Origin of the sequence: Candidatus Nitrosocosmicus franklandus (assembly GCF_900696045.1) — an archaeon.
Classification (GTDB): domain Archaea; phylum Thermoproteota; class Nitrososphaeria; order Nitrososphaerales; family Nitrososphaeraceae; genus Nitrosocosmicus; species Nitrosocosmicus franklandus_A.
The window spans coordinates 2,139,112-2,164,442 of sequence record NZ_LR216287.1; the positions used below are offsets into that span (position 1 = coordinate 2,139,112).

A 25,331-nucleotide genomic window follows, 5' to 3' on the forward strand; every position below is an offset into this window, starting at 1 on the left:
AGGTGATATTTGATTAAATGTTCCACAAAATAGAATCTGTAAATAACAGGGGTATGATTTTTACTTTTACCATCTTTTCTCTTTGTTTGATCGCGATGATTACAATCGCACCTCAAAGCTCCACCTTCACTTCTCCATGGAATGCATTTTTGAATCCACAAATCGAAGCTTTTGCACAACCATTGATTAGGGATCAACCATCGTCTCTAGATGGTATGAACTATTCAAAACCTCAAGATGTATATAGTAAAGATGGTGTTTTGAAAACTACTCTCACGGTAGACTATTTGATGGGTAAGCTCGACAACAAGTCAATTGTTTCTATGGCCTATAATGGTTCGATTCCAGGACCTGCTTTTCATGTTTATCCTAGAGATAGAGTTGAAATTGATTTGATAAATAATCTTAATGAGTCCACCAATCTTCATTTTCATGGACTTCACGTATCTCCTACGAATAATTCTGATGGAAGCGCATCGGATAATATATTCCTCAATGTTGAACCTGGTAAGACACAGAAATATGTCCTCAATATTCCAAAGGATCACCATCCCGGCTCGGATTGGTATCATTCACATTTTCATAAACTTTCTTATGGACAAGTCTCTGCAGGTCTGTCTGGCATGTTCATTATTGAAGGGTTAGAAAAGTTATTACCAGAATCCTTACAGAATATCACGACACATACCTTTGCCATGAGAGATATTCCATTCGACCAGGCATACATTACTACACAACACTTGCCACACAGCATAAGTAATACAAATACAGGCACTGAAAGAAATACTGTTAATGGAGAAATTAATCCAGTCATCAATATTACATCCGGAGAGACTCAGTTATGGCGGTTCGCAAACATAGGTCCTGAGAATGAGCTTGCAGTTGAACTCCCTGGCAACACATTCTATGTCTTAGCTGAAGATGGAAGTCCAGTTTGGGAGGTATGGAAAAATGATTCTCTTTTCCTTCCTTCCGGAAAGCGGTTTGATGTACTCGTGACTGCGACAGGAAACGGATCTATTCCACTTAATAATACATTTGCTGAACCGTACGGTACATGGGACCATAATATTATTGCAACTGTAAATATACAAGGCAATCAAAAAGATACAGAGAATTCAACTATTATTCCAACGAGCTTAAGGGCCAAGGAAGACCTGAATCTTAAAAACATTACTAATAGTCGAGTTCTTAATTTTTCATCAAATGACATAGAATGGACATACAAGATAGATAACGTGACGTTCGATCCAAACAGGATAGATCAAACAGTTAAGCTTGGAACTGTAGAGGAGTGGAGGTTAGTAAACCTTGACGGAGTAAATACAACAAATATTCATCCATTTCATATCCATGTGAATGATTTTCAAGTAATTTCAGTAAATGGGGAGCCATATGAGGCTAGGGGATTACAAGATACAGTTATTATTCCAACGGGTGGTGAAGTGGTCATAAGGATACCATTTGATGATTTTGAAGGAAAAACTGTTTATCACTGCCATCTGATGTTTCATGGCGACTTTGGTATGATGGGTATTGTGGAAATGGTCAAATAGGTGATGGAATGTGAAGATTAGCAATATCAATACAAATATTTCCAAAAAAATTTCAGCTGTGACTTTGTTTGCGATAATGACATTTACCTTAGCTGGACTTTTAGAAATAACTTTGCTATCTGAGTCACCTGCGGTAGCACAAGAGCGAGAACGGGAGCGAAGTGACCCAATTACGGGATGTTTCAAGGAAGTTGGCGAAACGCAAGTAGCACCTAACGGTATTCAGAATTGGACTGAAAGCATACAGAACTTCGACTCCTTAATACCAACTTCTGATACACTGACATTAATAAATAATATTGTAGTCGGAGATAGCGGCCCAGTAAATGATATGACGGGGATATGGTATGTTCTAATAAATGGAAACAGCACAGCTCATGACAGGCAGATGGTTTTGGACGAGGTTAATAGTCTTTTAGCCGCCTCCAAACCAGGGTTTACCAAAATACAACAGGACTCGCTAAGTAGATGCATAACTAACGAAACCAACTCTTTAGGCCCTACGCCAAACTATTAGGGCCCCACACCTCTTTAAGTAATGCAATTGCCTAACACTTACCAAAACAAATTACTATAAATGGGGAAACTAGGGGAAAGGAAAATACTTCATTTGAAAAATATTTAGAGATTAGCTGCCCTATCTATAATCAATTCGTGATCCTAAATGTTTCAACAAAATAAAATTAAGTTAACTATTTCAACAATTTAATTCAAACAAATGAATAAAATTATAAAATAAATCACACACTCTGTTACCTTAGGTAGTTTTTTTCAATCTCTTTCCAATATTTTTCTTATTTAAAGAACTCTTTTAAAATCCATTTGTGCCCAAGATCAGATACATTTTGCTAAATTTAGATCAGCTAAATCAAGAATTAGATATTTATTCTCTTATAAATTGCTCAAGTTAATAGGACCTTGTTGATATGAGGGCATTTTATGTAAACCTGATACATTTGATTTAAAGTAGACAACCATTACTTAGTATGCTCTAGCTCATATTTGGCTATCTTATGACGATTATTTATCAAAAGAACCGAACCCTTCCGTCATACGGAACTTTCCCACCTGATTTTAACTCAATAGTGAGTTCCGTTCAATATTTGAAAGAAAGAATAGTCAGATGTGATATGTGTCATCTGGATATCACTTGACTAATATTTCTCCCACAATTGATGGATGACAAAAATAATAATAATAATAATAATAATCATATTTACCCAAGTCATCAAATTGAGACTAAATTATTGATTTGGTAAAATAACCTTAGAATCAAATTCTTGACCTGCATCTTTCTCACCAGCTTGACCTGAAGCAACAGTAGGAGAATACTATCGCCATTAAATCAAGTTATTGTTGACCTTTTTTATTGTGATAAGGTTAGGTGAATATAAGCGATCACTAATTAGAACCGATATTACTGCTGGAATGGATGGAATTATCGTTTTTAAAATTCCATTGATCAAAGGTTTCAGGTTGTTTATTCCGGAATTGTTATATTTTATTAGAATCGATATCGGATAAAATACAGAGCAGATTTGTGGATCTAGCAGTGCGTGTATTACGTACACTTTTGCAGTCACTATTGGGATTTATTGAAATATTAAGAAAAGACATCAACAACAATGCAGAATTCTATAATGCAGATAATTATGTCAAACGCAAGAAGATTACATAAATTATCTGAAGAAATAATGATATAAAACGTCTTGAAGGAAATATACTTTACCTTTACAAAGATGAATTTAGTCTAAATGAATTGGAAAAAACGTTAGAACTAAAAGCAATTCGTAATTCAGGTATTTGATAAATTATATAGTTATTTGATTGCTCCTTCCTTAATGATCACTTTGCTAGTATAGTTTTACTGATGCACTTATTTTGCGGATCAAGGCGTTGATCTGGAAAACCATTATGCGTCATTCATAATAACAATCAGTATTTCGGTTGGTCAGAAAAAAGAAGAAAAAAATCAAACATTATGAGTTTTATAATTCAAAAGACCGGTAAGGTAAGGCAAGGTAAGGCAAGGTAAGCCTTATCCAGTCAGGTACCCACGACAATACTGTGGGGGTCTAGAAATTGATCATTGTTGCTACCCTGGGTGCCCCAAGAAGCCAAATATTTGCCATCTGGACTGAATTTCTGAACTCTGAAATTATCTTGTTCTACTACATATGAGTTACCCTCCGAATCGACAGAAATATCATGCGGACTGGCTAGTTGTCCGGGTTCCGAGCCCTTTGAGCCCCATGAATCTATGAATTTGCCATCTGGACTGAATTTCTGAACTCTGCTATTTCCAGCATCAACAACATAAACATTGTCACTTGAATCAATGTCCAAGCCTGCTGGTCTTTTGAACTGACCGTCTCCTGTTCCCATCGAACCCCATTTGAGGATGAAATTGCCCTGACTGTCAAATTTTTGAACATTGTTGTTATCTGTATCAGTAACATATAGGTTATCTGATGAATCCACGGCTATTCCTTCTGGAGCATTAAACTGACCGTCTCCTGTTCCCATCGAACCCCATTTGAGGATGAAATTGCCCTGACTGTCAAATTTTTGAACATTAAAGTTAGCCATATCAGTCACATAGACATTTTCAGAAGAGTCCAGTGTTACACTGTGAGGATGCATAAACTGACCGTCTCCTGTTCCCATCGAACCCCATTTGAGGATGAAATTGCCCTGACTGTCAAATTTTTGAACATTGTTGTTATCCATGTCTACCACGTATACATTACCCTGTTTGTCAAGATCGATTCCGTGAGGTACGCCAAACTGACCGTCTTCTTTACCTCTGTCTCCCCATTTTAAGACAAAATCACCATTATCATTAAATTTTTGTATTCGAGTGTTTTGGTAGTCAACAACATAAATACTCTTTCTCATGTCATTGGATGTTGCTGAATCCACTGTTGATTCGCCTTTCCCTTCTTCTCCTGCAGTCTCTAAATCATCTAGAATTATATCATCAATTGTCTTTGAACTCGGGGTTCTTTGATCATGTGGTAGAATTTTTTCTTTCACAGAATCCTCCAAATCACCTTTATAAGAGTTTAAGTTCGACAATTCGTCTCCAAAGTACATTGGAAGATCTGAATAACTGTCTGGAAGAGACAATGAAGGCATTTGAGGGTCACCTGAATACTTTTCCTCCTTCACCACATCTTTTTGTGCATATACATGATCATATTTTATTGCCAATGGAATCACTTCAGAAAAACTAGATTTTGATAATTGGTTAGAGAGTATGTTTACAATGACTCCGACTGCACCACTATCATCAACATTTGCAACCCAATTTACTTTTACTCCTGTGGTCTCTAGCATTCCGAATGTAACTGCAGTGGTAGTTGTGAAACCTATTATCAAAATCAAAAAAAATCGATTAATCACATGAAATTAATGATGAAGTTACTCTTATGGAATTGGGAATTAACGACAAATACTATCTAATGGGATATTTTAGGATATTATTAGCTTGAAAAAATATTATTTTCAAATCAACTGTAAAAGATGAATTAAAAAAAGAAACAAATTCAAATATCCTGGTTGGGTTAATTCCATCTTCATAAGATCTTCACTTGTAACTTTAATTGAAGTTTTATTTTGGATAGTCTCTTGTCAAACTGCTAATAACAACCATTCAGAACAGCAATATTATAATCAGATTATATTCAATTCAAAACAGTAAACAGAAACAACGTGATCTATTCTGAGATACAATCACAATCGCATCAAATTTTATTTACAATCTGGACTCCAGGATCATAGTATAACAAGGTTTCAAAAACTTTAGTTACTAAATGGCGTAATTTGATCAATGAGATTCGTGCATGGTAGGAAAAGGGTTTAAATGTTATTTTGAATTAAAAACTTTCAATTTTAATCTTTGTTCTGGAGGATATTTGGTTAGACATGGTAAGTATTGATTGAAACAATAATTTATCAAACTTAGCTAAACGTTACAATAAAAAGATTGTTACCGCGCTTTTTTCCTATAAGATATCAGAGAATTGTTGGACAAGAATGATCTCGACGGAATAGCGTGGTTGGAAATTCTAAAATCCATTTTAGCATCTTTGACTTTCACACAAGCAGTCAATAAAAGTTGGGGATATGCTTCAATAATCTAAATTTAATATTCCAGAAATAGATAAGCGAGTATATAATTTGGATAATGACTTAAATTATATGCTTTCTTGTGAAAAGGAACGTTGTAAAGATTCTTTAAATTACTTTTGTTTCTTTTGTTTTTTTACCGTGTCTAACAAGTTCAATCAAAATAATAACTAATTGGATTTCTTTAAAACAGGAACCATTAGCTGGGATTATAGAGGTTGATACTTCGTTGCCACTTGCATATGTGTTAGACAATAAGGATCAGTATTATTATTCCTCTTTCAAGAAGGATAAGGTAATGAACAATATCATATATGAAAGACGGAATAAATCACTTTAATTTTATTTTAGACCAAAGAATTGAGAACTTTTGAGGCAAAAAAGACAAAAAAAACAGAAGTAAGGTCAAGATCATGTGATTAACGATCATTGACTGTTGAGGGTAAAGTTGGTGCCAGGTACGCAGCAAGTTCCTTGAAGATGTCGGTGGCGATGCTCGTGCCCTCTGTGGCGTTCGGGCCATGCGTATTGACGATCACGATCGAGAGCTGCTGCGACGGCAGGTATGCGGCGATCCCTTCGTATCCGTTGAAGACCGGGTTCTGCAACACCCACCCATTGCCGACGGCGACCCCAAGTCCATAGCCGATCTGCCCCGGCGCACCCGGCAGACCCTTAGACAGATCCTCGACCTGCTCGCTCGCTGACTCCTTCGAGAGCAGCTTGCCGGTGCCGATCGCCTTGATGAGCGTAGTCATGTCGCGCAGTGTCGAGGTCATGATGAGTCCGTCGCCGAGGCCCCACGACGGGCTCCATCCTGTCGACTCCTCGTAGACACCGCGCTCTGACGTGTACGCGTGAAGTGCGGGTGAAGGGATGGCCGGGAGCTTCGTGATATTTGTTTCGGTGAGCCCGAGCGGACCGAGGAACTTTTGCTGCAAGAGCTCGGTGATCGACTTTCCTGTGATCTTCTCAACAACGTTACCGAGGATGATAAAGTTGGTGTGCGCGTAGTGGAAACACGTGCCCGGGTCGCAGACGATCGGCTGCGCGAACGCGTATTGCAGCAGCTCGTCGTCCGTCCAATGGCGGAACGGCTCTGCGAACTGCGCCGCCTGGAAGGGCGGGTTTTCTTGAATGTAGTCGGGGTAGCCGGAGGTGACACTCGAGAGCATCCGCAGTGTCACCTTGTCGGCGTTGGGGTAATGCGGGAACCACTTCGACAGGGTGTCATCGAGGCTGAGCTTGCCCTGCTCCTGCAGCTGCAGCACCAGAGTCGTGAGCATAGGGATCGCCATTGAGCCGGGACGGAACTTCATATCCGGGGTCGCCGGCACTCCCTCTTGGGAATCCCCGAGACCCGTATTGACGACAGTACTATTGCCGACGTCGACGCGCAGGAGCGCAGCCTTGGCATCCTCCTTCTGCATGACACCTTGCGTGATCGAGATGATCTGCTTCGACACCTCGGCCTTACTCGTACACGTACCGCCGATGTCGATCTGACTAGACAAGCACTTCGAGATGATTGTCGTTGTATTAGTACCTATAGTAGAATTCTCAAGTGTATTGTTTGTTGGAGTTATGTTCACAACTTGTCCCATTGCTGTAGTTGGAACGAGTATGAACGCTGCCAGCACTAAGCCTAAGCAAAATGGTTTCATTTATGTATACTCCAGTTTAGTCACGAACATACCTGCGGCTTTCATTGAACCAACACTAGATCGATTCATTTCAAGTTCTTTAGGGATCCCATCAATTGCAACAGATCGATCTGTGGTTTCAATGACCTTTCCGTTATTATCTTTTGTAGAAGAAGGATTACACACAAAATTACCTCCACCACCATCTCCTATGGGGGTATGACCTTTTACAATAGCTGTCACATTTAATTTAAATAAGTCTTGAATTGTTTTTCCACTTATAGCGCCTAATTCACTTATCCTATCTACTGTTATTATGGACCCGAACATATTTTCAAATATGTAGATTGATATTTAAATTCGGTGTTAATAGACAAAATCAAGAATTAACGGAAAATGACTATCAATAACGGGTCCAAACTGCTAAAACTAGTTAATTCATGGAGCAATTTCTACTCCGAGTTAATATCAAAATATCCATTCAAGAACTTATCCATGCTTGGAAGATTCGAAAGTCACTGATGAATATAAAGATGTTAACTGATACATAAGATAGAAAGATTTGTGAATCATTTATGGATATAGAAATACACCTATAATCCAAACTTCAGAAATGTCGTGTTTTATGAAGATATAAAATTTTTATAGAAATTAGGACATCTTTTCTTACACCCATCGAATTATTACGTATATTTTGTTTGTATGCATACTAACTTGCATTAGGATTGGGCCATTTAAATAGTCAACTTTGTTATTAGTCCCATCTAACCTGTAACAGATCTGTAACGAATCTTTAAATAATCCACAGACGATGACATCAGAGACGTATATTTCTAATTTTGATATGTCTGCCAATGAACAAAATTTTAATGATTATTGATTAGCGGATCTATCATCCTATGAAGACTTATCTCGAGATCTACCTATTACAATTCTAAGAAGGAATTATATCAAGATGAAAAGTTTCAATCATTGAAAATATTTGAATAGTTTTTTTAAGATACTTGACACAATCTCTCATCTTGTATTAAAGTAGAAAAATTATGTGTTAAACTTCAAGCTCTTAATTATTTGTTGAGCTGTAGGTAATGTTTCTGAAACATTTGAAATGGGCGTAGTGAAATGTAATAGATATTGTTTATCTCCATGAATCACAACTATTTCTGAATCAAAAGTTCCTAAACCGTGAATAAGATAGATTAATTCTTTTGCAGGTAAACTATCTACCGTTGTTGCATTGTTTGCGAGTATTTCAACATCTAGGTTACCATAAAATGACTCTGGATCTTGTAAAAATGCAATCTGCTCTGAAACAATTTTGTCTAAACTATCACGTGATGCTGCTAGGGATGTATTACCTAATGATGTACCTACCTGAAGCGGAGAAATATTAAGATAGGTGATATTTAGAGGGTTTGTTTCACCAATCGGTTTGAAAACTACTAAAGTATCAGATCCATAATAAGGAAAGGTTGAATTTGTTGTTGGAGCAATTTCCCAGCTCGAAGGATAGTTTACTTTAATTTCTGAATTGTTAAATGTTTGTAATTCTGTCTCCTGAGAGTTTACATTTGACGTTTCAATGAGAGCGGTAATTAATAATGCTGATAGAATGAAAATACTTGAATCTTTTAACTGACTAATCGTGTTGACTATGATATCATATCATTGTCACACTATTTAAAATATATAATTTGGGTAGCCGCAGTTCACCATGAAATTTCTGATTTACTTAGTCTATGGAGTCTTGTCAGATGAAATAGTAAGAGGATAAGTGGCAGGACTTTGTATATAATACACGTATGGTCAAATCTACATCTTAACACACAACCTAAAGATACTCATGAGGCGTTTAAACTAGGAAACAAATTCAATTATTTTGTCGCATCAACAACATGTATTGATATTCTTCATCTACTCAATAAGGGCGGTGCCTAAAACATGTTGAGATTACTACAGAGCGTGACCGACCCTCTACGCACAAACTAACACCATAACCCAAGTAGACATAAACCAATATGAGGTAAAGAAGATGACAAGCAAGTATAAAAAAACAGATAATCACAATGCTAGACAGTAATACAGACGCGTGCTTCTGTGAAGATTTTGAATATGGGAAAAAGTATGTAAACACATCGTATAGGTAATGATTAAAGTAGTTGAGATAACATCATAATCGTGAGCGACCGCGACCCCAACAAACAACTCGAAAAACTTGAATTACAATCTGGACAAATTACCATGATACTAGACAAATGACCATAACCAAAGCCCAACAAATAGAGCTAACCAGAAAAATTTTTAAAATACTTGGGGGTGAGAAGAACGTATATAATTTACACTTTTACTGGAATAAGGGCGACGGGTTAGAATTCTACACTGGTAGTATATCAAAGGTTCAAAAGAAACAAATCAAAAAATTGTTTGATAGGAATAGGTTCTACATATTGGTAGAGAATTCAAAACCTAACCTATTAGAAACATACTGTCCTAACAATGGTTTACACTTTTGGATATGCGAAAAGCCCACGTATAAAAATCCTCCAACATTATGAGGCTCAACATACAAGCGCCCCATCTTTTAACACCACATTATATTATATTATGGACTCACCATCTCTGTCTTTTATCTTTTCTAAGGAAAAAGAATCTGCGTAAATCAATTTCTAACCTAAATTGTGTGTATTTATCAACGAATAGTAATTTTGTTATGCATTCCTTCTGTAGTAAAAACTAAATCCTATTTTACTTGATGTTATAATAAGTTCTTAATCGACTTAAACTTATATCTAGAGATTTTGGATTTATCTAAATCATTATTGGTTTGAATAATATTAAAGAAATATTTTAATTTTGAATCTCGACCGAAACCATATACAATACGGAAATTAATACTACCGAACCTGCAAGGATGTCTAATTCACATCCAAAATCTACGATTATTTTCATCAACTGTTTCCATTGATAGATAAATTTGACAAAATTTAATATTTAGCAAAATCAAAAATAAAGTTCTTAGTGTCCTTCTATTTTATTGTTGTGATAATTATTTTATATGAATTGGTTACAGCTTATCAGGGATGTCAATAGCATCCGTTAGTTTGATCAAATTTAGTAGAACAGAAGGTATGTCAAATAGAAACATTCGCAATTTGAATTATCTTATTTATTATAAAGTAAAAAAAGTGACTAATAGTATAACAACATTTTATATATTTGCATAAATTACTGTTTCTATCCCAAGTAATTTTTATTTTCAGGAATCTGATTTTGAAAGCTTTGATTCTAAATTATCTATCTTCTTTCTTATTTCTTTTATTTCATCCAATATCTCTCTGAGTTATAGGTGTGACAGATATGTGACTTTCAATTTGTTTATAGGCTTCTTCAGATTTTCTTACTATTACTCCTATGAATATATTGATGACTACAAAAGTACTTATTAAGATGAAACTAATGAAATAAATTCCATACAAATGATTAACATCGATAGCAATATACATTATATCTGTCCAATTCGCTAATGTTAATATTTCAAATAGTGTCAAAAAGGATCTAGGCAAAGAATCCCAATGCTTAGGGTCTATGTCATTAAACAGATGATAACCTGTTATACCAAATATGAAAAAAACAAGTAATAAAAGTAGAAGAATATTTATCATACTTGGTATCGATTTTATTATTGTCATAACCACTGCAGACATTTCTTTTGATGTACTTGTAAGTCGAGTAACCCTGAGAAGTCTTACCAATCTTGCAATCGTTGAATATCCTCCGCTGAAAGGAATTAATGATAATACTATTATGGAAAAATCAAACAAATTCCATCCATCCTTAAAATACAAAGTAACATTCGGATAGGTAGAGAATATTTTTAATGAAGCTTCAACTATGAAAACAACTATAACGAAAATATTGATTGATTCAAAGAGTACCTTATACGTATCTAACTCTTGAAATGTTTCTAATGCTAAACTAGCTGCCTGTAAGAGAATAACTATTGTAATAAAATGATTAAACTTTGGATCATCTACTGTTTTCTTTATTTTACTGATAAACATTCCTACTTGTTATATAAGGAAAAATATATTATTGTTCTATATAGTCTATTGCCCTTACTTTGAATTTGATTAATACAATAACAATCTTCCAAAAAAATGATGTTATTTTAAGACAAAAGAATCTTTTTTTATAAGTATAACGTTTGTATGTCATTGTGTTTACTTTGGAAAATTAGTATAGACATCAAACAACTAATTTGGTTGTGAAGTATAAATCAAACTGAGTGATACCTGTGCGATATAAACTTCGAAAGCTCTGGTTAGATCCATTGATAATTATCCTTATCAAGTAGCAGATTATGTATCTATGAATTATAAACAAGGAATGCCTGCAATCAAAAGCCATAAACAATAGATGGACATCGAGTCAAGTAAATTAATCTACATCCTAAATTAACCTTTTTAAAGTTCAAATATGTTTAATGACACGTTTTGATATTAAAAGATTATTTTATTAAGAGCCTATCCCAAAATTAACTTTCTATAGATGATTATACTACAAGAGAACTGTGCTAGACCAAGATAGTTTTCATCCTTCTTTTCATATCGTGTGAAGAGTTTCCTAAACCTGTTATGCCATGAATTCGTTCTCTCTACAACCCATCTCTTGGAAGAATATTTCTTACGGTTTGGCATTGATATTTCTTTGCCAATTTCACCTTTCTTCCCTTTTTTCTTCTTGATTGGAATGTGCAGAACATATCCTCGTTTGATTAATTCCTGTTCTTCCTCTGCAGATTTGTATCCCTTATCAAGACACAGATGTTGTAATCGTCGTCGTCGTCGTCTCGATCTGGATAATGATTTTGGTCTTTTTATTACTGTATTATCGACTACATCTGTTACCAGATTGATGTCGTGAGTGCTAGCAGGTGAAATTACAACCGATAGAGGAATACCTTTCTTCTCTGTCAAAATGTGTCTTTTTGTGCCTAGTTTGCTCCTGTCTGTGGGATTATTTCCAGTCTTGGCCCCCCTAAAGGTGACTTTATGGATATACTGTCTATGGATTGCCACGTCCAGTTGAGACCAATTTTATCTTCATAATCTTTCAATAGTTTGATCCATGCATTTTTAAATACATCCAGTTTATTCCACTCCTGAAATCTCCTGTGACAGGTAGAACCTGAACCATATTCTTTTGGAAGCATCTTCCATTGGCACCCCGTTCTAAGAACGTAAAGGATCCCATCCAGTACTTGTTTATATGGAATAATCGGTCTACCCACAGTTTTTGGAGGCTTTTCTTTAGGCAGTATCTTCTTACACTCGTCCCATTATTCATCGGGAATCCTTCTGATAGTAGGAAGAGTGTGTTTTGCTTTGTCTTCCTTAGTCTGGACACAGATCACGGTTTACCAAGACAGATAAGGGGCTATATTTCTATCGAATTTTGGGATAGGTTCTTATTTATTTTGTTTGATCCTTATAAGAGAATCTAAAAATGACAATAGATTTTTCATAAATAAATTCGGTGAAAACAAGTTCCTTATGGAAAGGGGTTTGGCTAAAACAATAGTAATAATGTCAAGCAGTAGAAATATCACCTAATAATGAACTTTATATTTAGAACAGTCATGATGATAAAACTTTATTGTGGTTTAAATCACAGTTCACATCATAGTTTCTTACTGGTTTTTTGTTCTGCACCCACAGATGTTTCAGATCAATATATAGAATACCATCATTTCTGAATGGATGGCTACAGAATTGACAATCAATTACTGCAACATATGGTTCTAAATTACGAGTTTCGTAATGTATTAGTATTTTAATTTAAACTCTACTACCACTCAATTGGTATAGTAAATGACAACTTTATATTTTGACCGTTCATTCGTTTTTGTTATTTTATAATATCACACCATTTATGATCTAACGCAGAATTTAAAAGTAGATGGTTTAATTTGGTTAGGAATAGAGTGGAATTTTTATCAAGTTGTACCTGATCTTTCTAAATTTCGTCTCGTTTGGTTTGTATTTTTTTATTTCGTCTATGATTAATACTCTTATTTGGTGTAACGATAAACGATAGCTTAAATCGGGCTATTAAATGGTGTAAAAATTACTATTTTTCCATTATTTACAAATACATACACAAAAAGACGATTTATAAATTTCGTAGCCAGTGATGCATTGATCAAAAAATAAATTCAATTCATTTGTATTTTGACCATGTGATCTGTATTTAATCATAGTTCCAGTATAGAATTATTTCTTTTGACCTTTAGAATGTTACATTGTGATTCTAGTATTTTAACAAGATTGTTTTTTGACACTAAACTTGCGTCATATTGAAGCATCATAATATTGGTAATATAGTTTAGTTCAATTTTTTTAACACCATTTAGACTATCTAAGGTGCCATCTAATTCAGTTTGACACCTAGTGCAACATCTTCCATCAATTTTGAAAAACACTTTTCTATGAACTGATGATGATGATGATTCTAGTGGATGAGTTTGGGTTTGAATAAATTATTACTAATGATTCCTATATAAAAAAGTTTCAGAGACAAGATTTTTCTTATACATTGTAGAATTCCTACTTGATGTAATTGATTACAACCAAACAAACGCTTCCTACAAATAGTATAGAATTCTTACAATCAATTTTGGATTCGGTATTTAATTATAAATGGGTGGCATATTACAAAAATTTTTGGCGGCGGTGGCTCGAAAAAAGCAATTTACGCCGCTTTATTTGGGAATTTAGGAATTGCAGTATCAAAGCTCATTGCAGCGCTAATGACTGGTAGCACTTCTATGTGGGCTGAAACATATCATTCGTTTTCTGATACTTTTAATCAGGTATTACTGCTAGTTGGAATTAGAACAAGTAAAAGACAGGTTACCGAAAGACATCCATTGGGCTATGGTAAAGAACAATTTTTCTGGTCTTTTATAGTCGCCACTCTAATATTTGGTATATCTGGAATATTATCATTAGAACAAGGGTTCAGTTCTTTATTGGGAACAAAAAGCCATCACCTAGAAAACGTAACTATAACTTATATAATTTTGGCAATTTCTTTCGTGTTTGAAGCAAATGCCCTAAGAATAGCTTTTAGAATATTTAAGAAAGGAATTGAAGATAGAGGCGAAAAATTAACTTTCTCTAGTATGAGGACAGAATTTAAGGAAAGCAAAGATACATCTATCTTAACGGTTATAGTGGAAGATTCAGCCGCTCTGTTAGGAATTGCTATAGCGACTACCGCGGTTTTTCTTTCAGATGTAACGGGAAATCTAATTTAAGATGTTGTTGGTTCACTCTTGATTGGTACAGTACTAATGTCCTTTGCATTCTTTTTAACTAGAGAAAATAAAGATTTGTTAATAGGAGAATCAATATCCAGAAGAGACAATCAGAATATTTACAATATCATATCCAAAATCCCAGAAGTAGATAAGATAATTTCAATTCGTTCAATGCATCTTGCACCAGAAGATGTACTAATTGCCATAGAAGTGAGTTTGGTGAATAATTTAGATATGGATACAATAGAATCAGTAATTGACAATATTGAAAATAAGATAAACCAAGTTATACCTTATGCAGTTCCTTCAAAGATATATATAGAATTTGAACGGGCAAAGTAAACAGAGCAATCAAAGGGAGAGTATGGGATCAACCAACTCGGATAAAGAATCTTGGAATCTATCTTCAGTAGTTTTCTATATAATTATGTAGGATAATGAGGGAAAACGTGTAGTCATTACATATTATCCTGTGATTTTTGAATTAGCGTGCATAAACATTAGAAAATTATTACATAAAAATTTGTCTTCAATTCTTATCTTTTTGCAAATTGACAGCAAAAAAAGTAGAGGAGGTCAATGTTATGATGGAAAGATTGGACAGATTTGATAACGACACATAAACTAGTTTTTGTATAAGCAAATGAAAAATTTAGAAATATCCAATAAATCATATATTAAATTAATGAATTGTTCTAGCTAATTTACAGATAATCCATATAATTATTTTTTTGACAAGTAGTCTATTGAATTTGGATATTCGAAGGTTAGACGTCCGTTATTTACTGACCATTGCGCTAGTAGTAGTAGTTGTTCCGTATATATCAAACAACTGGACACATGCTCAAGAAGATAATGAACAGAGTTGTATTAGTTATAGCATTGACAGCGAGAGAAATACGATTTCGATTTCTTGTGCTCAAGACGTTACTCTTTCAGAGGTGAATAATGCCATACAAAATCCAGATTTGCTAAAAAAAGAAGATAATAATACGTGGGTGTTAGATTCCCGCATAGTGGTAGAGCAGGGTGCTACCCTGGTTATTGACTCAAAAGATACCACATGGTTAAAAATCCTAGCAGGAGACAAAGAAGGTGGTGGCGACAGAGATAACGTTAATTCTATCACTGTTTTAGGTAATTTAATTATAGATTCCGTGAAAATCTCTTCATGGGATCCTGAGAACAACGACTTCATAAAATTTGAATATGACATATTACCTGATAGAAAACACGAACATACTGGCATTGACGCAGTACCTAGACCATATATTAAGGCAGATGATGAGATTACGGGTACTATGAATGTAACCAATTCGGAACTTACCTATTTAGGTTACGAATGTGGGAGCGGTTGTTCCGGTCTTAGTTACTATGGAAGTAATGGGACAAGTATAGTAAAAAATAACGAAATACACCATAATCGCTTTGGATTCTATTCTGTAGGTGTTGGGAATGTAATTCTAGAGGACAACCATGTGCACCATAATTTTATGTACGGATTTGATCCGCACACAGCCACTCATGACATGATAATAAGAAATAATACTGTACATGACCATGGAGCTATGGGCATAATATGTTCTTTGGATTGTTATAACATTACGATAGAAGATAATGAAGTATACAATAGTGCGGGCTCAGGAATAATGTTTAGTAGAAATATGTATGATTCCATAGCTAGAAATAACAACGTTCATGATGAGGAAAAATGCATATTCCTATCTCAATCACACGATAACGAAGTTTATGGAAATACTGTACGCAATTGTGAAAGCCAAGGAATCTATTTGTATCATAACTCTGTCGACAACAAAGTTTACAACAATACTGTGATTAATGCAACAGAAGGAATAGAATATAGTGATGACTCTTTAGACAATTTGATCGAAGACAATATACTCGAGGAAAATTTACCTCATTAGAGAACGTCAGTAGTTACAAATACAAAGACAAAATAATGTCATAAAGAATCCAGCTAAATAACCAATCTTTTTGTTCTAACTACGGAAGGAAATATTATAGATAAACCATCAGATAGAAATCCATGAATCATTAAATAGAGGGAGGAAGAGGGAGAGATCATTATAAAGTAAGATCCAATCAATATTCCATTATTATCTTCTAAATAATCTGACTATTCTTTTTCTGTATATAATACCCAGAGACATTAGTACAAAGCCTATCCATAACATAGTTATCGTTACTTCGGAATATTCAGTCATTTTAAACTATTGGCAATTGAATAAATGAATAAATAAATTTAAGCCTGTTGTGACACGCAATTATTAATTTTCAAATGTTGCATCGACTTCAATGGTGTTTGATATCTTTACTAATTTAGAAGAGTCAGTCATTGCGATTTCAGCTTTAACATGATGTATTGATTTATCATCAATTGTTGTTGCAAAGTGCATAGGACCTGCTTGCCCTAAAATATATCCAATTGGAATACTTGATGTTTTTATAAGAGTTCCATCAATTGTATATACTTTCATAACACCATGCATGAAGGTATTTACTAATTTAGGATCATTTGTTTTATAAGTTATATCAACTTTTAGTTGATTATTTCCTGAATTGTCAAGAGAAGTAAATTTCACGGAATCTAACTTAATGGATATTTGCTCTGACGAACTGTTCTCAGCTTCACTTTGATGTTGTTGTTTTTGTTCTGTTTGTGCGTAAACCTCAAGGTCACTTTTCAACATCTTGTCAATAGCAATCGAAAAAGAAAATAAAATTCCAATTATGATGCTCATCTTTATCAACTTTGATGGATTAAGATGAAAGCCAAACCCATCATCTTGAACCGTTTGAGTATTTTTTATGCGCTTTCTGTACAACGTCGAATAACGAATCATCATATTCTAATTCAATGTAATTGTTGTTTTAATGTGATTTAACTAATAAAATGATATTTAACTAAAGATAATTAGATTTTCAAGTTACTAATCTTCTTGATATATTACATTTCCATAAGAATCTTGTAGTAGTTGACTGAAACATTCGATCAAATTCAACGATTCTTGCTGCAACACAGATAATCTGGATTTGATTCAGTAGTTCAGAAATGCATGGTTGATTTATCCTTAGCAATCGCCTTCAAAAAAAAATATTGAAAGTTTCGGTAGAATTAAGTTCCCCATGGTTTGCTGGTTCAGTGAAAAATAAGACAATTTCGGGTCGATTCAACATCTATATCACGATTAGCGTCAACTTAAGCAAGTTTTGGTACATATTGGCTTCCCAATAGAAAGGTCTCATACTCCTTTGTTATTCACTCTTTACAAGAATATGTATGATGAATAAACTAGTCCAAAAAGTCGTAAAAACATAGCAGCTGCAATTACAATTAAAACTATAGAAATTACAAACTTCATCTTTGATTCATCTATCTTGTTAGTAAACTTTGACCCCAAAAATGCTCCTAGCATTGCAGTTGGACTCATTAAAGTTAGGATGACAAAATCTATGTTATTATTTATTAAATGTCCTATTAATCCGACTATTCCCATAAATGCTGATGAAGCCAGATCAGTTCCTATTGCAATTCCTGTGGGAAGTTTAAGAATAGAAATCATAGCGGGCATCCTTATGCTTCCTAATACAAGTCCAACCATTCCGCCCAATAGTCCAACACTAAATCCTATGCCAGATTCTTTGGATATTTCTCTTATCTTGTGTCCATCAATTGAATCGATACTGGTGGTGTTTGAAATATCTTCTTTATCAATAGTATTACTCCCAGTAGAGGCAACTAGTTTGGAATCATAATTCCTATTGGCACCCCTACTAACTTTTCTAGATTTAATCATCAAATCCATGGCCTCGTAAGATATTATGATGATTATTAAACACAGCAGAATCACAGCAGAAACTAAATTAGTCAGAAACGACCCAATAAATGCACCAAAGGCTCCAGATAATGCTATTACTAGAAAAATTTTGAAATCAATATTTTTTTGACGGTAATGGTTTATTGTACCTGATATTGCGCCAACTGTGCTAACAGAAAGGTTAGTTCCAGCCGCAATTGATGCTGAAGTCTCCGCCTCTAAAATAAATGGAAACCGTATTACTCCAAGGACTAGCCCGATCAGTCCCCCAATGAATCCAATGACTCCTCCCAGACCCGCATAGAGAATCATAATAAGCATCTCCATAGTTCTTGTTCAGTCACTGGAGACTCGACGAGATTAAAATACATTATATTTAATAACTTTTTGAAAGAAACTTTAAAGACAGCCTCATAATTTTGAAATATCTAACGGATTCTATTATTAGTATTGTATAGCTAATTTTTAAGCCATGCTATGATTCAGGACTATACCACTTCTACCTTATGAATAGTAATAAAGCCGTTATCACCTATCATTTGTTTTAACGGTACTAACAATGGTCGTATCTTTTCTTCCTCATCTATAGTTTCAATCATCATGGGCTGGTTTATCATCAATCCCTCCAAATGAACTGTTGACTTGCCTCTTCTTCCAAATCCATCTACTCCTAACCAGACAATAGCACCTAAAACCTTTGACTTCATCAAGAAATCTATAATGGTTTTTTCAAGTCTTTTTCCATTCATGTCATCGTTTTTCTTTATACGAATGTTCAAACAAATCATCTGTTTTAATGTCATTAAGATAATATTACTAAAGTAACTGAATTATTAAGACTCTTCCGCCATAAAGAGCCAAAAAAGAAAGTCCTACATTTGCTAACACATTAACCATCATATTTAAAATTTGTTTGTTTTCAAACATTACTATGTTTTCTAATGCAAAGGATGACATAGTGGTTAAAGAGCCACAAAAGCCAATGGCAACAAAAAAAGAATATCTTTGGTCTAAGTTCCAGTGGATTAACAAAATAGAAAAGACACCAAGAATGAAACTGCCTATAATGTTTACTATCAAGACGTTTGAACCAATAATGTCGAGAATCAAAGGAAAGGAGGTTATTTTATATCGGATATAGGCCCCCAAGATGGCTCCACCTGCTAGCAAAATAAACTCTATTCCTTTCAATACTATTATTGTTCGATGATTCTACAATCCCTTATGTAGTTTTGGAAGATGGTGATTATTAAAAAGTTAAAAGTGATTCAGAAAAAATATAGTTGTTGTCAACTAGTCTATTGAAAAAACTAGGTAAATTCTCAAACTTTATGGTATAGGTGTAATCTAAGCGCGGACTTAACCTATCATCCGAACTTACACCAATAGAGACATCAGATTTTCTGAAAGCAGGATCATCGTTTTCAGAATCGCCAAGATACATTATCTGTCCTGTAATGTCAGAAATTTGACTTAATTTGGATACAACAATTTCAAATGCATCTCCTTTACTTACTTTGGTAATATACACATCAATAAAAGGATGAGTGGAATACTCCTGGATAAAAAGATGTGAAACACAAGAGTCAAGTTTTTCTTTTGGAATATTACTATTGGATTCGCGCTGAGGATTATTTGAAGCAACAGAAATTGAATCTTTGAGAATCTCTTCATATTTTTCTTATTTCTGTTCCAATCAGAATAATGTCTCCAGCTAACAGTTATTCCACCTAGTAGATCGTTTTTGCTTTTTAGAAGTTTTTTTTCAAGGCTAAAATTCTCGGCAATTTTTTTCTAAATAAGCGGCAGTTTCAGTTAAAATAGCAGAGTTGATTTCTAATATTTCATGAACTAAGAAGGAATAACTCCCCCTTAGAGTAATAGCACCTAGATCAGATTCATCATCTTTGAGAAAAATTTTATCTTGATTTGCTTGTTCATTTTTATTTACGGCAAAGGTTTCTAAACCAAAACGCATGACAAAATTTTTGCAAATTTTTTGGTTTTTGGATATATGAAATCAAAGTCCTTGCTAGTTACAATGCCTATTGGGATAGTTAAAGATATTTTATTAAGAATATCTTCAAGTATTTGCGGAATCATGGCTGAATCATTGTAATAGCCGCATCCTATGTCAGATGTAGGACATAAAGTTCCATCAAAGTCAGACAATATTGCTGCGACTTTTCCCAATTTTGATTCTAGAATCATAATTAGTTGGAAATTATAAAAGAGTTTTAGAACCAATGTAAACTGAAAATATTTGTTTAAGAACAATATGAGCTTGATAGTTTCGATTAGTAGTATCACCATCAGAGGGATCAAGTTCCGCATAGTACACGATTTTAGTAAAAGAATACAAATCGGATATTTAGTATCGAATATTATCTCAAGCACTTCCTCATTTATTTTTTCTATCAGTGACCCATTCTGAATACGGAATCACACCAGGAGTGGGTTTTGGAGACTCATTTAATAAAGCCAAATATTCTATGAGGTGACCATCCGGATCACGAAAGTAGATAGATGCGGCTGGTATCCAACACAACACACTTGGTTCATCAGTTTCTTGTTCAAAGAAGGAAAGAGGGGTTATTCCATAGGATCTTAGAACTCTGGATGTATTCAACAAATCATTCAGAGATACTTCAAATGCAACATGTAAAACCAACCCGATGGGGATTGATTGAGTAGACCATAATCCAAGCATTGAGTTTTTGGACCTACCAATCCAAAAGAAAGCACATTGACGTTCTGAATTTTCCAGCCCAAGATCAAGTCCAATAATCTCTCTATAGAATTTAATTGATCGCTGAAGATCGCTTACTGTAAGATGTGTCTCAAATAATCCTTTAATTGGAACTGGCGCTTTATCCATAGAGCAACACGATTGAATAAATTATATTTGTCTTTTCAATCGATCCATTGAATCTCCTTAATTGATAGTTGGTTCGGAGAAGCTACTCGACTCTTACATGGAGCGGATAATTATCTTTATTTGGATAAAAAATTTTTTTAGTTTGATTTGCATTTCTTTATCTGCTGGTTTTCTTTAATGTATTTAATTATTCTGAGAAATGTGCTTTATTATGGCTGACAGGAATAGAATTGAAGAAGCAATTTCAAATTTGATCCATAACTCGATAAAACCCATATCAACAAAATCAAATATGAAAAAGCGTGGAATTATATCTATAAAAATCAAGAAATCAGCTATGACTGCCATTACTACGCAGTAAAAATTCACATCATTCGAAAAAAGAGAAAGGACAAGCAATTAAAATAAGTATAGAAGATAACAGCCAAGGTATTGGTTCAAAAATGATGAGAGATTTGTTCAAAAAGTTCAAATCAACGGACGGTTACGGACTTGGATTATATATTTCGAGGAAAATTATAGAGGCACATGGTAGAAGTATCTGGGCGGACAAAAAATGAAAGACAAGGCAAAGTTTATTATTAGTTTACCTATTCTCACCAAGGAACTTTTGAAATAAAAAATGTTAATTTGTTAAGCTAGTATAGTATTTTCTGTGACAAAATGATAACTTTCTTCATTTTTTAATATCTTATCTTTGATCGTTTCTGAATCTAGAAATATTGGATCTGTTAGCCTTTATGCTTCGTTTTCGAAGTCTATTCCCGCAGCAATAACATCTATACTTGTCAGTATTGAATGCTATTTCACAGGATGAGCACTTGGAATTTAATTCCAGAATATAAGCGGCATGATATTTTTTTCTCCATAGCATAACCTCTTACAATGAACCAAATAGGTAATCTACCTTTTGCGAATTTTAATTGCAAGTATAAAAGATTTTGTTCTTTTGAGTGTGATTTTTAATTGATTGGTTATTACCTATATTTATAAATCTAGGATCCATGAAAAAACCGATGAGTTCTTCGTATAAACTATTTGGAATATTTGCAGTACACAGTCCAGAATCATGTCCTCTCAATAATAACAAAAGCAAAGAGATCTTTAAGGAGATTTATAACAAACTGAAATTAAATTCGACTAAATATGAAGTGCAAGAAATCAACGGATTTTACATGTCTGTATTAGAGCATGAATGGATCATACTTGTAAAGGCAAACAGTGCTCACAATATAGAACAACTTTGCATAGAATCTGGAATATCTTCGTATAACACTATAAAGATTGTTCCTCTTACAGATTATCAAGATGTCTTAAACAGGATTAACAATAATAACCAGGAATAAAAAGACCGTTACAAATAACAACTATACTTTTTTATTGTTCTTATTTAGATTATTTTGACAGAATAATCAAAAACCACAGGACTTGTTACTAGTACCTAGTTGACGATCCTTTCTGTTCCTCCTTATTCAGATTTTTCAGTGCTGAAATCGCTTGTCGATTGATCAATTGGTTCGAAATTCCGTATTGAAATCTTCTTGAATCCAAGCAGCCAACACAATAAATGGTCGTCAAAAAGCAATTTACAAAATTTTTTATATCATTTGTTATTTTATAGTATTATTCCCACTAAAGCAAAGGCAATATTGTTTCCATTCATTGCCCTAATCTAATCTGTCGACGATTAATCAATAATCTCCCTACAAGTGCAGTTAACCTGTCTATCTGTCTTTACATACCTGAACCTGTTATTTTTTGATATAATTATAGAGATCAATTCATATTTATCCAACATCACTTCAAATGAAAGGAGATAAATTTTGAAGGCCGCCGTGTTTAGAGAGCATGACAAAGATCCTGAAAAAGTTGTCAAAATTGAAGATATAGATATTCCAAAAATAAAGCCAAATGAGGTGTTGGTTAAGGTCGAAGCTACGTCCTACAATTACAACGATTTGTGGGCTATTTGGGGTAGACCGATCAAGGTACCTATGCCACATATATCAGGGACAGATATTTCAGGCATAGTTGAGGAAGTTGGTGAAGAGGTTACTTCCGTGAGAAAAGGAGACCGGGTAGTATCCCATGGGAATTTAAGTTGCAGAATTTGTAACCTCTGTACATCTGGTAGAGAATATGACTGTGAAAAAAGGCAGGTGTGGGGATTTCAAACTGGTCCTCTGTGGGGAGGATACTGCCAATATGCGCATCTACCAGAAGTAAATATAGTAAAGATTAGCAATAACATATCATTTGAAGATGCAGCAGCTATCTCAATGGTTGGGATGACTTCTTGGCACATGCTCGTTGACAGAGCGAGAATTAAACCTGGTCAGGATGTCTTGATAATGGGAGGAACAAGCGGAGTTGGTATGGTAGGAATTCAAATCGCAAAATTACATAATTGCAATGTAATAGCTACGGCTGGAAACAAGCAAAAAATGGATAAATGTTTAGAATTGGGCGCGGATCATGTAGTAAATCACAGAGAAGCAGACTGGTATAAAAAAGTACGAGGAATAACCAACAAGAAGGGTGTAGATATAGTATTTGAACATATTGGTAAAACTGTGTTTCCACAGGCAGTGGCATTATTGAAAATGGGAGGGACTCTAGTTTCAACAGGTGCAACTACCGGATATGATTCTACAATAGATTTGCGTTATCTTTTTTTTAGGGGAATAAATATTGTTGGAGCGACTCAAGGAACAAGAGCGGAACTAGAAGATATGTTATACTGGACAGCTAATAAAAAAATTAAACCATTAATAAATGCAGTATTACCATTCCAAAATATGGTAAAAGGACATGTAATGATGATGAATGGGGATCAAATAGGTAAGACTATTACAACCCCACAAAAGCTATGAGATAGAAATCGAAACCAACTTAAAAAGCGATCTAATACCTGATTAGTTTTGATATTATACTCTAAAAGAACATAAGCATTGAGAATCGACAAAGGCTTATTGCATTCAAGGCACGAATGTAAACTAGCAAGAATCTTACATTTAAGAAAAATAAAATAACTTTTACTCTCATCCAGCCAGCTTGTGTATACAAAAATCTTGCAATCAAAATTACAACCAAGGATGTAGCAGAGCTTGTATTCTTGGCGATTCGACAAAGTTGTATTTATCCAATCTATAACTCTAAAGGATGAGTCAAAAACCCCAATAGCAAATTAAAGTTGTAACTTAAATTCCTCAGATTGAAATAACGTTACCAAAAAATAATTTCACCTATCCTGTTTTTATACTATATTTTGTTCTTCTACTATCCTCTCCTGGTACTCGCTTTGATTGTCTAGTGATAGAGAAACAAAATACTTTGGATTTCATCTCAAGTCCAACTCCACAAAAATAACCATAAATTAAAGGATATTGGCTGATAGAGTCTCATACACATATAACGAAACGATGCTATGTTTGATTGTATATGGTAACGGAGAAATAGATTTGTATGATATTATATACGTATGTTGATTACCAAAAGTAGTAGAGGAGTTTAATAGTTAACCTAACCTTCGACAAACTATTTCTGTCATGGATGGTAACGTTGTGTGATGGTATATAAAAGAGTAGGAATGTCGTATGTACCTAAGGTTTTGCTATAGACACATTACGAGTCGCAAAATGCGAGTTTATAGGTACAAAACAAAAGTCGAGAAATAAAATCCAGTGGCCCACAATATCTTACGATTACAACAGTCGAAACTGCAATCATACTAAAACAAGATTTCATTTAAGGTTCTTGGTTTCGTTGCAAGTATCAAATTCATTAGACTCATAATACAGATTTTAGAGAGCCACCAAAATTGGCGGATTGTTTCGTTTTCAATACTAGATCCATAACTAACAAGTCAGGACGAATTTATTATCATATGTTATGAAATGTATTCAACGAGACAGGGAAATGCTTGTCGTTAATTGTTACTCTGGATTATTTGGCAGACCACAT

At 34.3% G+C, this 25,331-nt stretch carries 24 protein-coding genes and 1 pseudogene; 10 read left to right on the forward strand and 15 right to left on the reverse strand.

The window, feature by feature from the left end; translation table 11 throughout:
* The first annotated feature begins 95 nt into the window (after window positions 1–95).
* Both NFRAN_RS10110 and NFRAN_RS10115 read left to right on the forward strand, forming a co-directional pair.
* On the forward strand, window positions 96–1,556 hold the full coding sequence (locus NFRAN_RS10110; RefSeq protein WP_172602280.1) for a multicopper oxidase family protein: 1,461 nt from the start codon (window positions 96–98) through the stop codon (window positions 1,554–1,556).
* 10 nt (window positions 1,557–1,566) lie between these two features.
* Entirely contained in the window at window positions 1,567–2,073 is a 507-nt protein-coding gene (locus NFRAN_RS10115) for a hypothetical protein (protein WP_134484878.1), read from the forward strand.
* Between the two features lie 1,529 nt (window positions 2,074–3,602).
* On the opposite strand, the gene NFRAN_RS10120 is transcribed toward NFRAN_RS10115, so the two are convergent.
* From NFRAN_RS10120 to NFRAN_RS14495, 4 genes are all read right to left on the reverse strand, one after another.
* Window positions 3,603–4,961 (reverse strand): 6-bladed beta-propeller, encoded by a 1,359-nt coding sequence (locus tag NFRAN_RS10120; protein WP_172602281.1) that lies wholly within the window; start codon window positions 4,959–4,961, stop codon window positions 3,603–3,605.
* Window positions 4,962–6,106: 1,145 nt separating this feature from the next.
* Window positions 6,107–7,201 carry a serine hydrolase domain-containing protein gene (locus tag NFRAN_RS10125; RefSeq protein WP_172602282.1) on the reverse strand — a complete coding sequence of 365 codons (1,095 nt, stop codon included), beginning with the start codon at window positions 7,199–7,201 and terminating at the stop codon, window positions 6,107–6,109.
* 150 nt (window positions 7,202–7,351) lie between these two features.
* Window positions 7,352–7,660, reverse strand: a complete 309-nt coding sequence (locus tag NFRAN_RS10130) for a hypothetical protein (protein ID WP_134484881.1) — start codon at window positions 7,658–7,660, stop codon at window positions 7,352–7,354.
* 711 nt (window positions 7,661–8,371) lie between these two features.
* A complete protein-coding gene (locus NFRAN_RS14495) occupies window positions 8,372–8,989 on the reverse strand; it encodes a PsbP-related protein (RefSeq protein WP_425321227.1) in 618 nt (205 codons plus the stop codon).
* A gap of 596 nt (window positions 8,990–9,585) precedes the next feature.
* On the opposite strand from NFRAN_RS14495, the gene NFRAN_RS10135 reads away from it, so the two are divergent.
* Window positions 9,586–9,885, forward strand: a complete 300-nt coding sequence (locus NFRAN_RS10135; RefSeq protein ID WP_134484882.1) for a hypothetical protein — start codon at window positions 9,586–9,588, stop codon at window positions 9,883–9,885.
* A gap of 765 nt (window positions 9,886–10,650) precedes the next feature.
* On the opposite strand, the gene NFRAN_RS10140 is transcribed toward NFRAN_RS10135, so the two are convergent.
* The 3 genes and pseudogenes from NFRAN_RS10140 to NFRAN_RS10150 form a co-directional block, all read right to left on the reverse strand.
* A complete protein-coding gene (locus NFRAN_RS10140) occupies window positions 10,651–11,391 on the reverse strand; it encodes an ion transporter (protein WP_134484883.1) in 741 nt (246 codons plus the stop codon).
* A gap of 462 nt (window positions 11,392–11,853) precedes the next feature.
* Window positions 11,854–12,408 carry an IS5 family transposase gene (locus tag NFRAN_RS10145; protein ID WP_172602283.1) on the reverse strand — a complete coding sequence of 185 codons (555 nt, stop codon included), beginning with the start codon at window positions 12,406–12,408 and terminating at the stop codon, window positions 11,854–11,856.
* Window positions 12,324–12,656, reverse strand: a pseudogene (locus NFRAN_RS10150) (transposase); the annotation flags it as partial. The pseudogene NFRAN_RS10150 and the gene NFRAN_RS10145, both read right to left, overlap by 85 nt.
* 1,422 nt (window positions 12,657–14,078) lie before the next feature.
* Here NFRAN_RS10150 and NFRAN_RS14150 point away from each other — a divergent pair.
* The 3 genes from NFRAN_RS14150 to NFRAN_RS10160 all read left to right on the forward strand — a co-directional run bounded on the left by NFRAN_RS14150 (window position 14,079) and on the right by NFRAN_RS10160 (window position 16,576).
* Entirely contained in the window at window positions 14,079–14,648 is a 570-nt protein-coding gene (locus NFRAN_RS14150; protein WP_269472350.1) for a cation diffusion facilitator family transporter, read from the forward strand.
* Between the two features lie 36 nt (window positions 14,649–14,684).
* Window positions 14,685–14,993, forward strand: a complete 309-nt coding sequence (locus NFRAN_RS14155; protein WP_197731175.1) for a hypothetical protein — start codon at window positions 14,685–14,687, stop codon at window positions 14,991–14,993.
* A gap of 404 nt (window positions 14,994–15,397) precedes the next feature.
* Window positions 15,398–16,576 (forward strand): right-handed parallel beta-helix repeat-containing protein, encoded by a 1,179-nt coding sequence (locus NFRAN_RS10160; RefSeq protein WP_134484886.1) that lies wholly within the window; start codon window positions 15,398–15,400, stop codon window positions 16,574–16,576.
* A gap of 363 nt (window positions 16,577–16,939) precedes the next feature.
* Here the strand turns inward: NFRAN_RS10160 and NFRAN_RS10165 are convergent, their stop codons facing one another.
* The 8 genes from NFRAN_RS10165 to NFRAN_RS10200 form a co-directional block, all read right to left on the reverse strand.
* A complete protein-coding gene (locus NFRAN_RS10165) occupies window positions 16,940–17,518 on the reverse strand; it encodes a hypothetical protein (RefSeq protein ID WP_134484887.1) in 579 nt (192 codons plus the stop codon).
* Window positions 17,519–17,938: 420 nt separating this feature from the next.
* Window positions 17,939–18,802 carry a sulfite exporter TauE/SafE family protein gene (locus NFRAN_RS10170; protein WP_172602285.1) on the reverse strand — a complete coding sequence of 288 codons (864 nt, stop codon included), beginning with the start codon at window positions 18,800–18,802 and terminating at the stop codon, window positions 17,939–17,941.
* Between the two features lie 176 nt (window positions 18,803–18,978).
* Window positions 18,979–19,293, reverse strand: a complete 315-nt coding sequence (locus NFRAN_RS10175) for a DUF190 domain-containing protein (RefSeq protein ID WP_134484889.1) — start codon at window positions 19,291–19,293, stop codon at window positions 18,979–18,981.
* A 13-nt stretch (window positions 19,294–19,306) separates the two neighbouring features.
* The gene (locus tag NFRAN_RS10180) at window positions 19,307–19,681 is read right to left on the reverse strand and encodes a fluoride efflux transporter FluC (RefSeq protein ID WP_134484890.1); all 375 of its coding nucleotides are present in this window, start codon (window positions 19,679–19,681) and stop codon (window positions 19,307–19,309) included.
* Between the two features lie 58 nt (window positions 19,682–19,739).
* The gene (locus tag NFRAN_RS10185) at window positions 19,740–20,021 is read right to left on the reverse strand and encodes a hypothetical protein (RefSeq protein ID WP_134484891.1); all 282 of its coding nucleotides are present in this window, start codon (window positions 20,019–20,021) and stop codon (window positions 19,740–19,742) included.
* A gap of 240 nt (window positions 20,022–20,261) precedes the next feature.
* Entirely contained in the window at window positions 20,262–20,468 is a 207-nt protein-coding gene (locus NFRAN_RS10190; RefSeq protein ID WP_134484892.1) for a hypothetical protein, read from the reverse strand.
* Window positions 20,453–20,701, reverse strand: coding sequence for a hypothetical protein (locus tag NFRAN_RS10195; RefSeq protein WP_134484893.1), 249 nt, complete (start codon window positions 20,699–20,701; stop codon window positions 20,453–20,455). The genes NFRAN_RS10190 and NFRAN_RS10195 overlap by 16 nt, the downstream gene beginning before the upstream one ends.
* A gap of 190 nt (window positions 20,702–20,891) precedes the next feature.
* On the reverse strand, window positions 20,892–21,368 hold the full coding sequence (locus NFRAN_RS10200; RefSeq protein ID WP_134484894.1) for a VOC family protein: 477 nt from the start codon (window positions 21,366–21,368) through the stop codon (window positions 20,892–20,894).
* Window positions 21,369–21,579: 211 nt separating this feature from the next.
* On the opposite strand from NFRAN_RS10200, the gene NFRAN_RS13930 reads away from it, so the two are divergent.
* The 4 genes from NFRAN_RS13930 (at window position 21,580) to NFRAN_RS10215 (ending at window position 24,241) form a co-directional block, all read left to right on the forward strand.
* A complete protein-coding gene (locus NFRAN_RS13930; RefSeq protein WP_172602286.1) occupies window positions 21,580–21,729 on the forward strand; it encodes a hypothetical protein in 150 nt (49 codons plus the stop codon).
* A 37-nt stretch (window positions 21,730–21,766) separates the two neighbouring features.
* Window positions 21,767–21,928, forward strand: coding sequence for an ATP-binding protein (locus tag NFRAN_RS14500; RefSeq protein WP_425321228.1), 162 nt, complete (start codon window positions 21,767–21,769; stop codon window positions 21,926–21,928).
* Between the two features lie 456 nt (window positions 21,929–22,384).
* Window positions 22,385–22,714: a hypothetical protein gene (locus NFRAN_RS10210; RefSeq protein ID WP_134484895.1), complete on the forward strand. Its 330-nt coding sequence runs from the start codon at window positions 22,385–22,387 to the stop codon at window positions 22,712–22,714.
* A 477-nt stretch (window positions 22,715–23,191) separates the two neighbouring features.
* Complete coding sequence (locus NFRAN_RS10215; RefSeq protein ID WP_134484896.1) at window positions 23,192–24,241, forward strand: zinc-binding dehydrogenase; 1,050 nt, start codon at window positions 23,192–23,194, stop codon at window positions 24,239–24,241.
* Window positions 24,242–25,331 lie beyond the last annotated feature (1,090 nt).

Bases quoted from the DNA above. Each gene is read 5' to 3' on its own strand.
- NFRAN_RS10110 (WP_172602280.1), top strand. From the start codon at position 96: ATGATTACAATCGCACCTCAAAGCTCCACCTTCACTTCTCCATGGAAT.
- NFRAN_RS10130 (WP_134484881.1), bottom strand. From the start codon at position 7,660: ATGTTCGGGTCCATAATAACAGTAGATAGGATAAGTGAATTAGGCGCT.
- NFRAN_RS10135 (WP_134484882.1), top strand. From the start codon at position 9,586: ATGACCATAACCAAAGCCCAACAAATAGAGCTAACCAGAAAAATTTTT.
- NFRAN_RS10140 (WP_134484883.1), bottom strand. From the start codon at position 11,391: ATGTTTATCAGTAAAATAAAGAAAACAGTAGATGATCCAAAGTTTAAT.
- NFRAN_RS14155 (WP_197731175.1), top strand. From the start codon at position 14,685: ATGTCCTTTGCATTCTTTTTAACTAGAGAAAATAAAGATTTGTTAATA.
- NFRAN_RS10165 (WP_134484887.1), bottom strand. From the start codon at position 17,518: ATGATGATTCGTTATTCGACGTTGTACAGAAAGCGCATAAAAAATACT.
- NFRAN_RS10170 (WP_172602285.1), bottom strand. From the start codon at position 18,802: ATGATTCTCTATGCGGGTCTGGGAGGAGTCATTGGATTCATTGGGGGA.
- NFRAN_RS10175 (WP_134484889.1), bottom strand. From the start codon at position 19,293: ATGACATTAAAACAGATGATTTGTTTGAACATTCGTATAAAGAAAAAC.
- NFRAN_RS10190 (WP_134484892.1), bottom strand. From the start codon at position 20,468: ATGCGTTTTGGTTTAGAAACCTTTGCCGTAAATAAAAATGAACAAGCA.
- NFRAN_RS10195 (WP_134484893.1), bottom strand. From the start codon at position 20,701: ATGATTCTAGAATCAAAATTGGGAAAAGTCGCAGCAATATTGTCTGAC.
- NFRAN_RS10200 (WP_134484894.1), bottom strand. From the start codon at position 21,368: ATGGATAAAGCGCCAGTTCCAATTAAAGGATTATTTGAGACACATCTT.
- NFRAN_RS13930 (WP_172602286.1), top strand. From the start codon at position 21,580: ATGGCTGACAGGAATAGAATTGAAGAAGCAATTTCAAATTTGATCCAT.
- NFRAN_RS10210 (WP_134484895.1), top strand. From the start codon at position 22,385: ATGAGTTCTTCGTATAAACTATTTGGAATATTTGCAGTACACAGTCCA.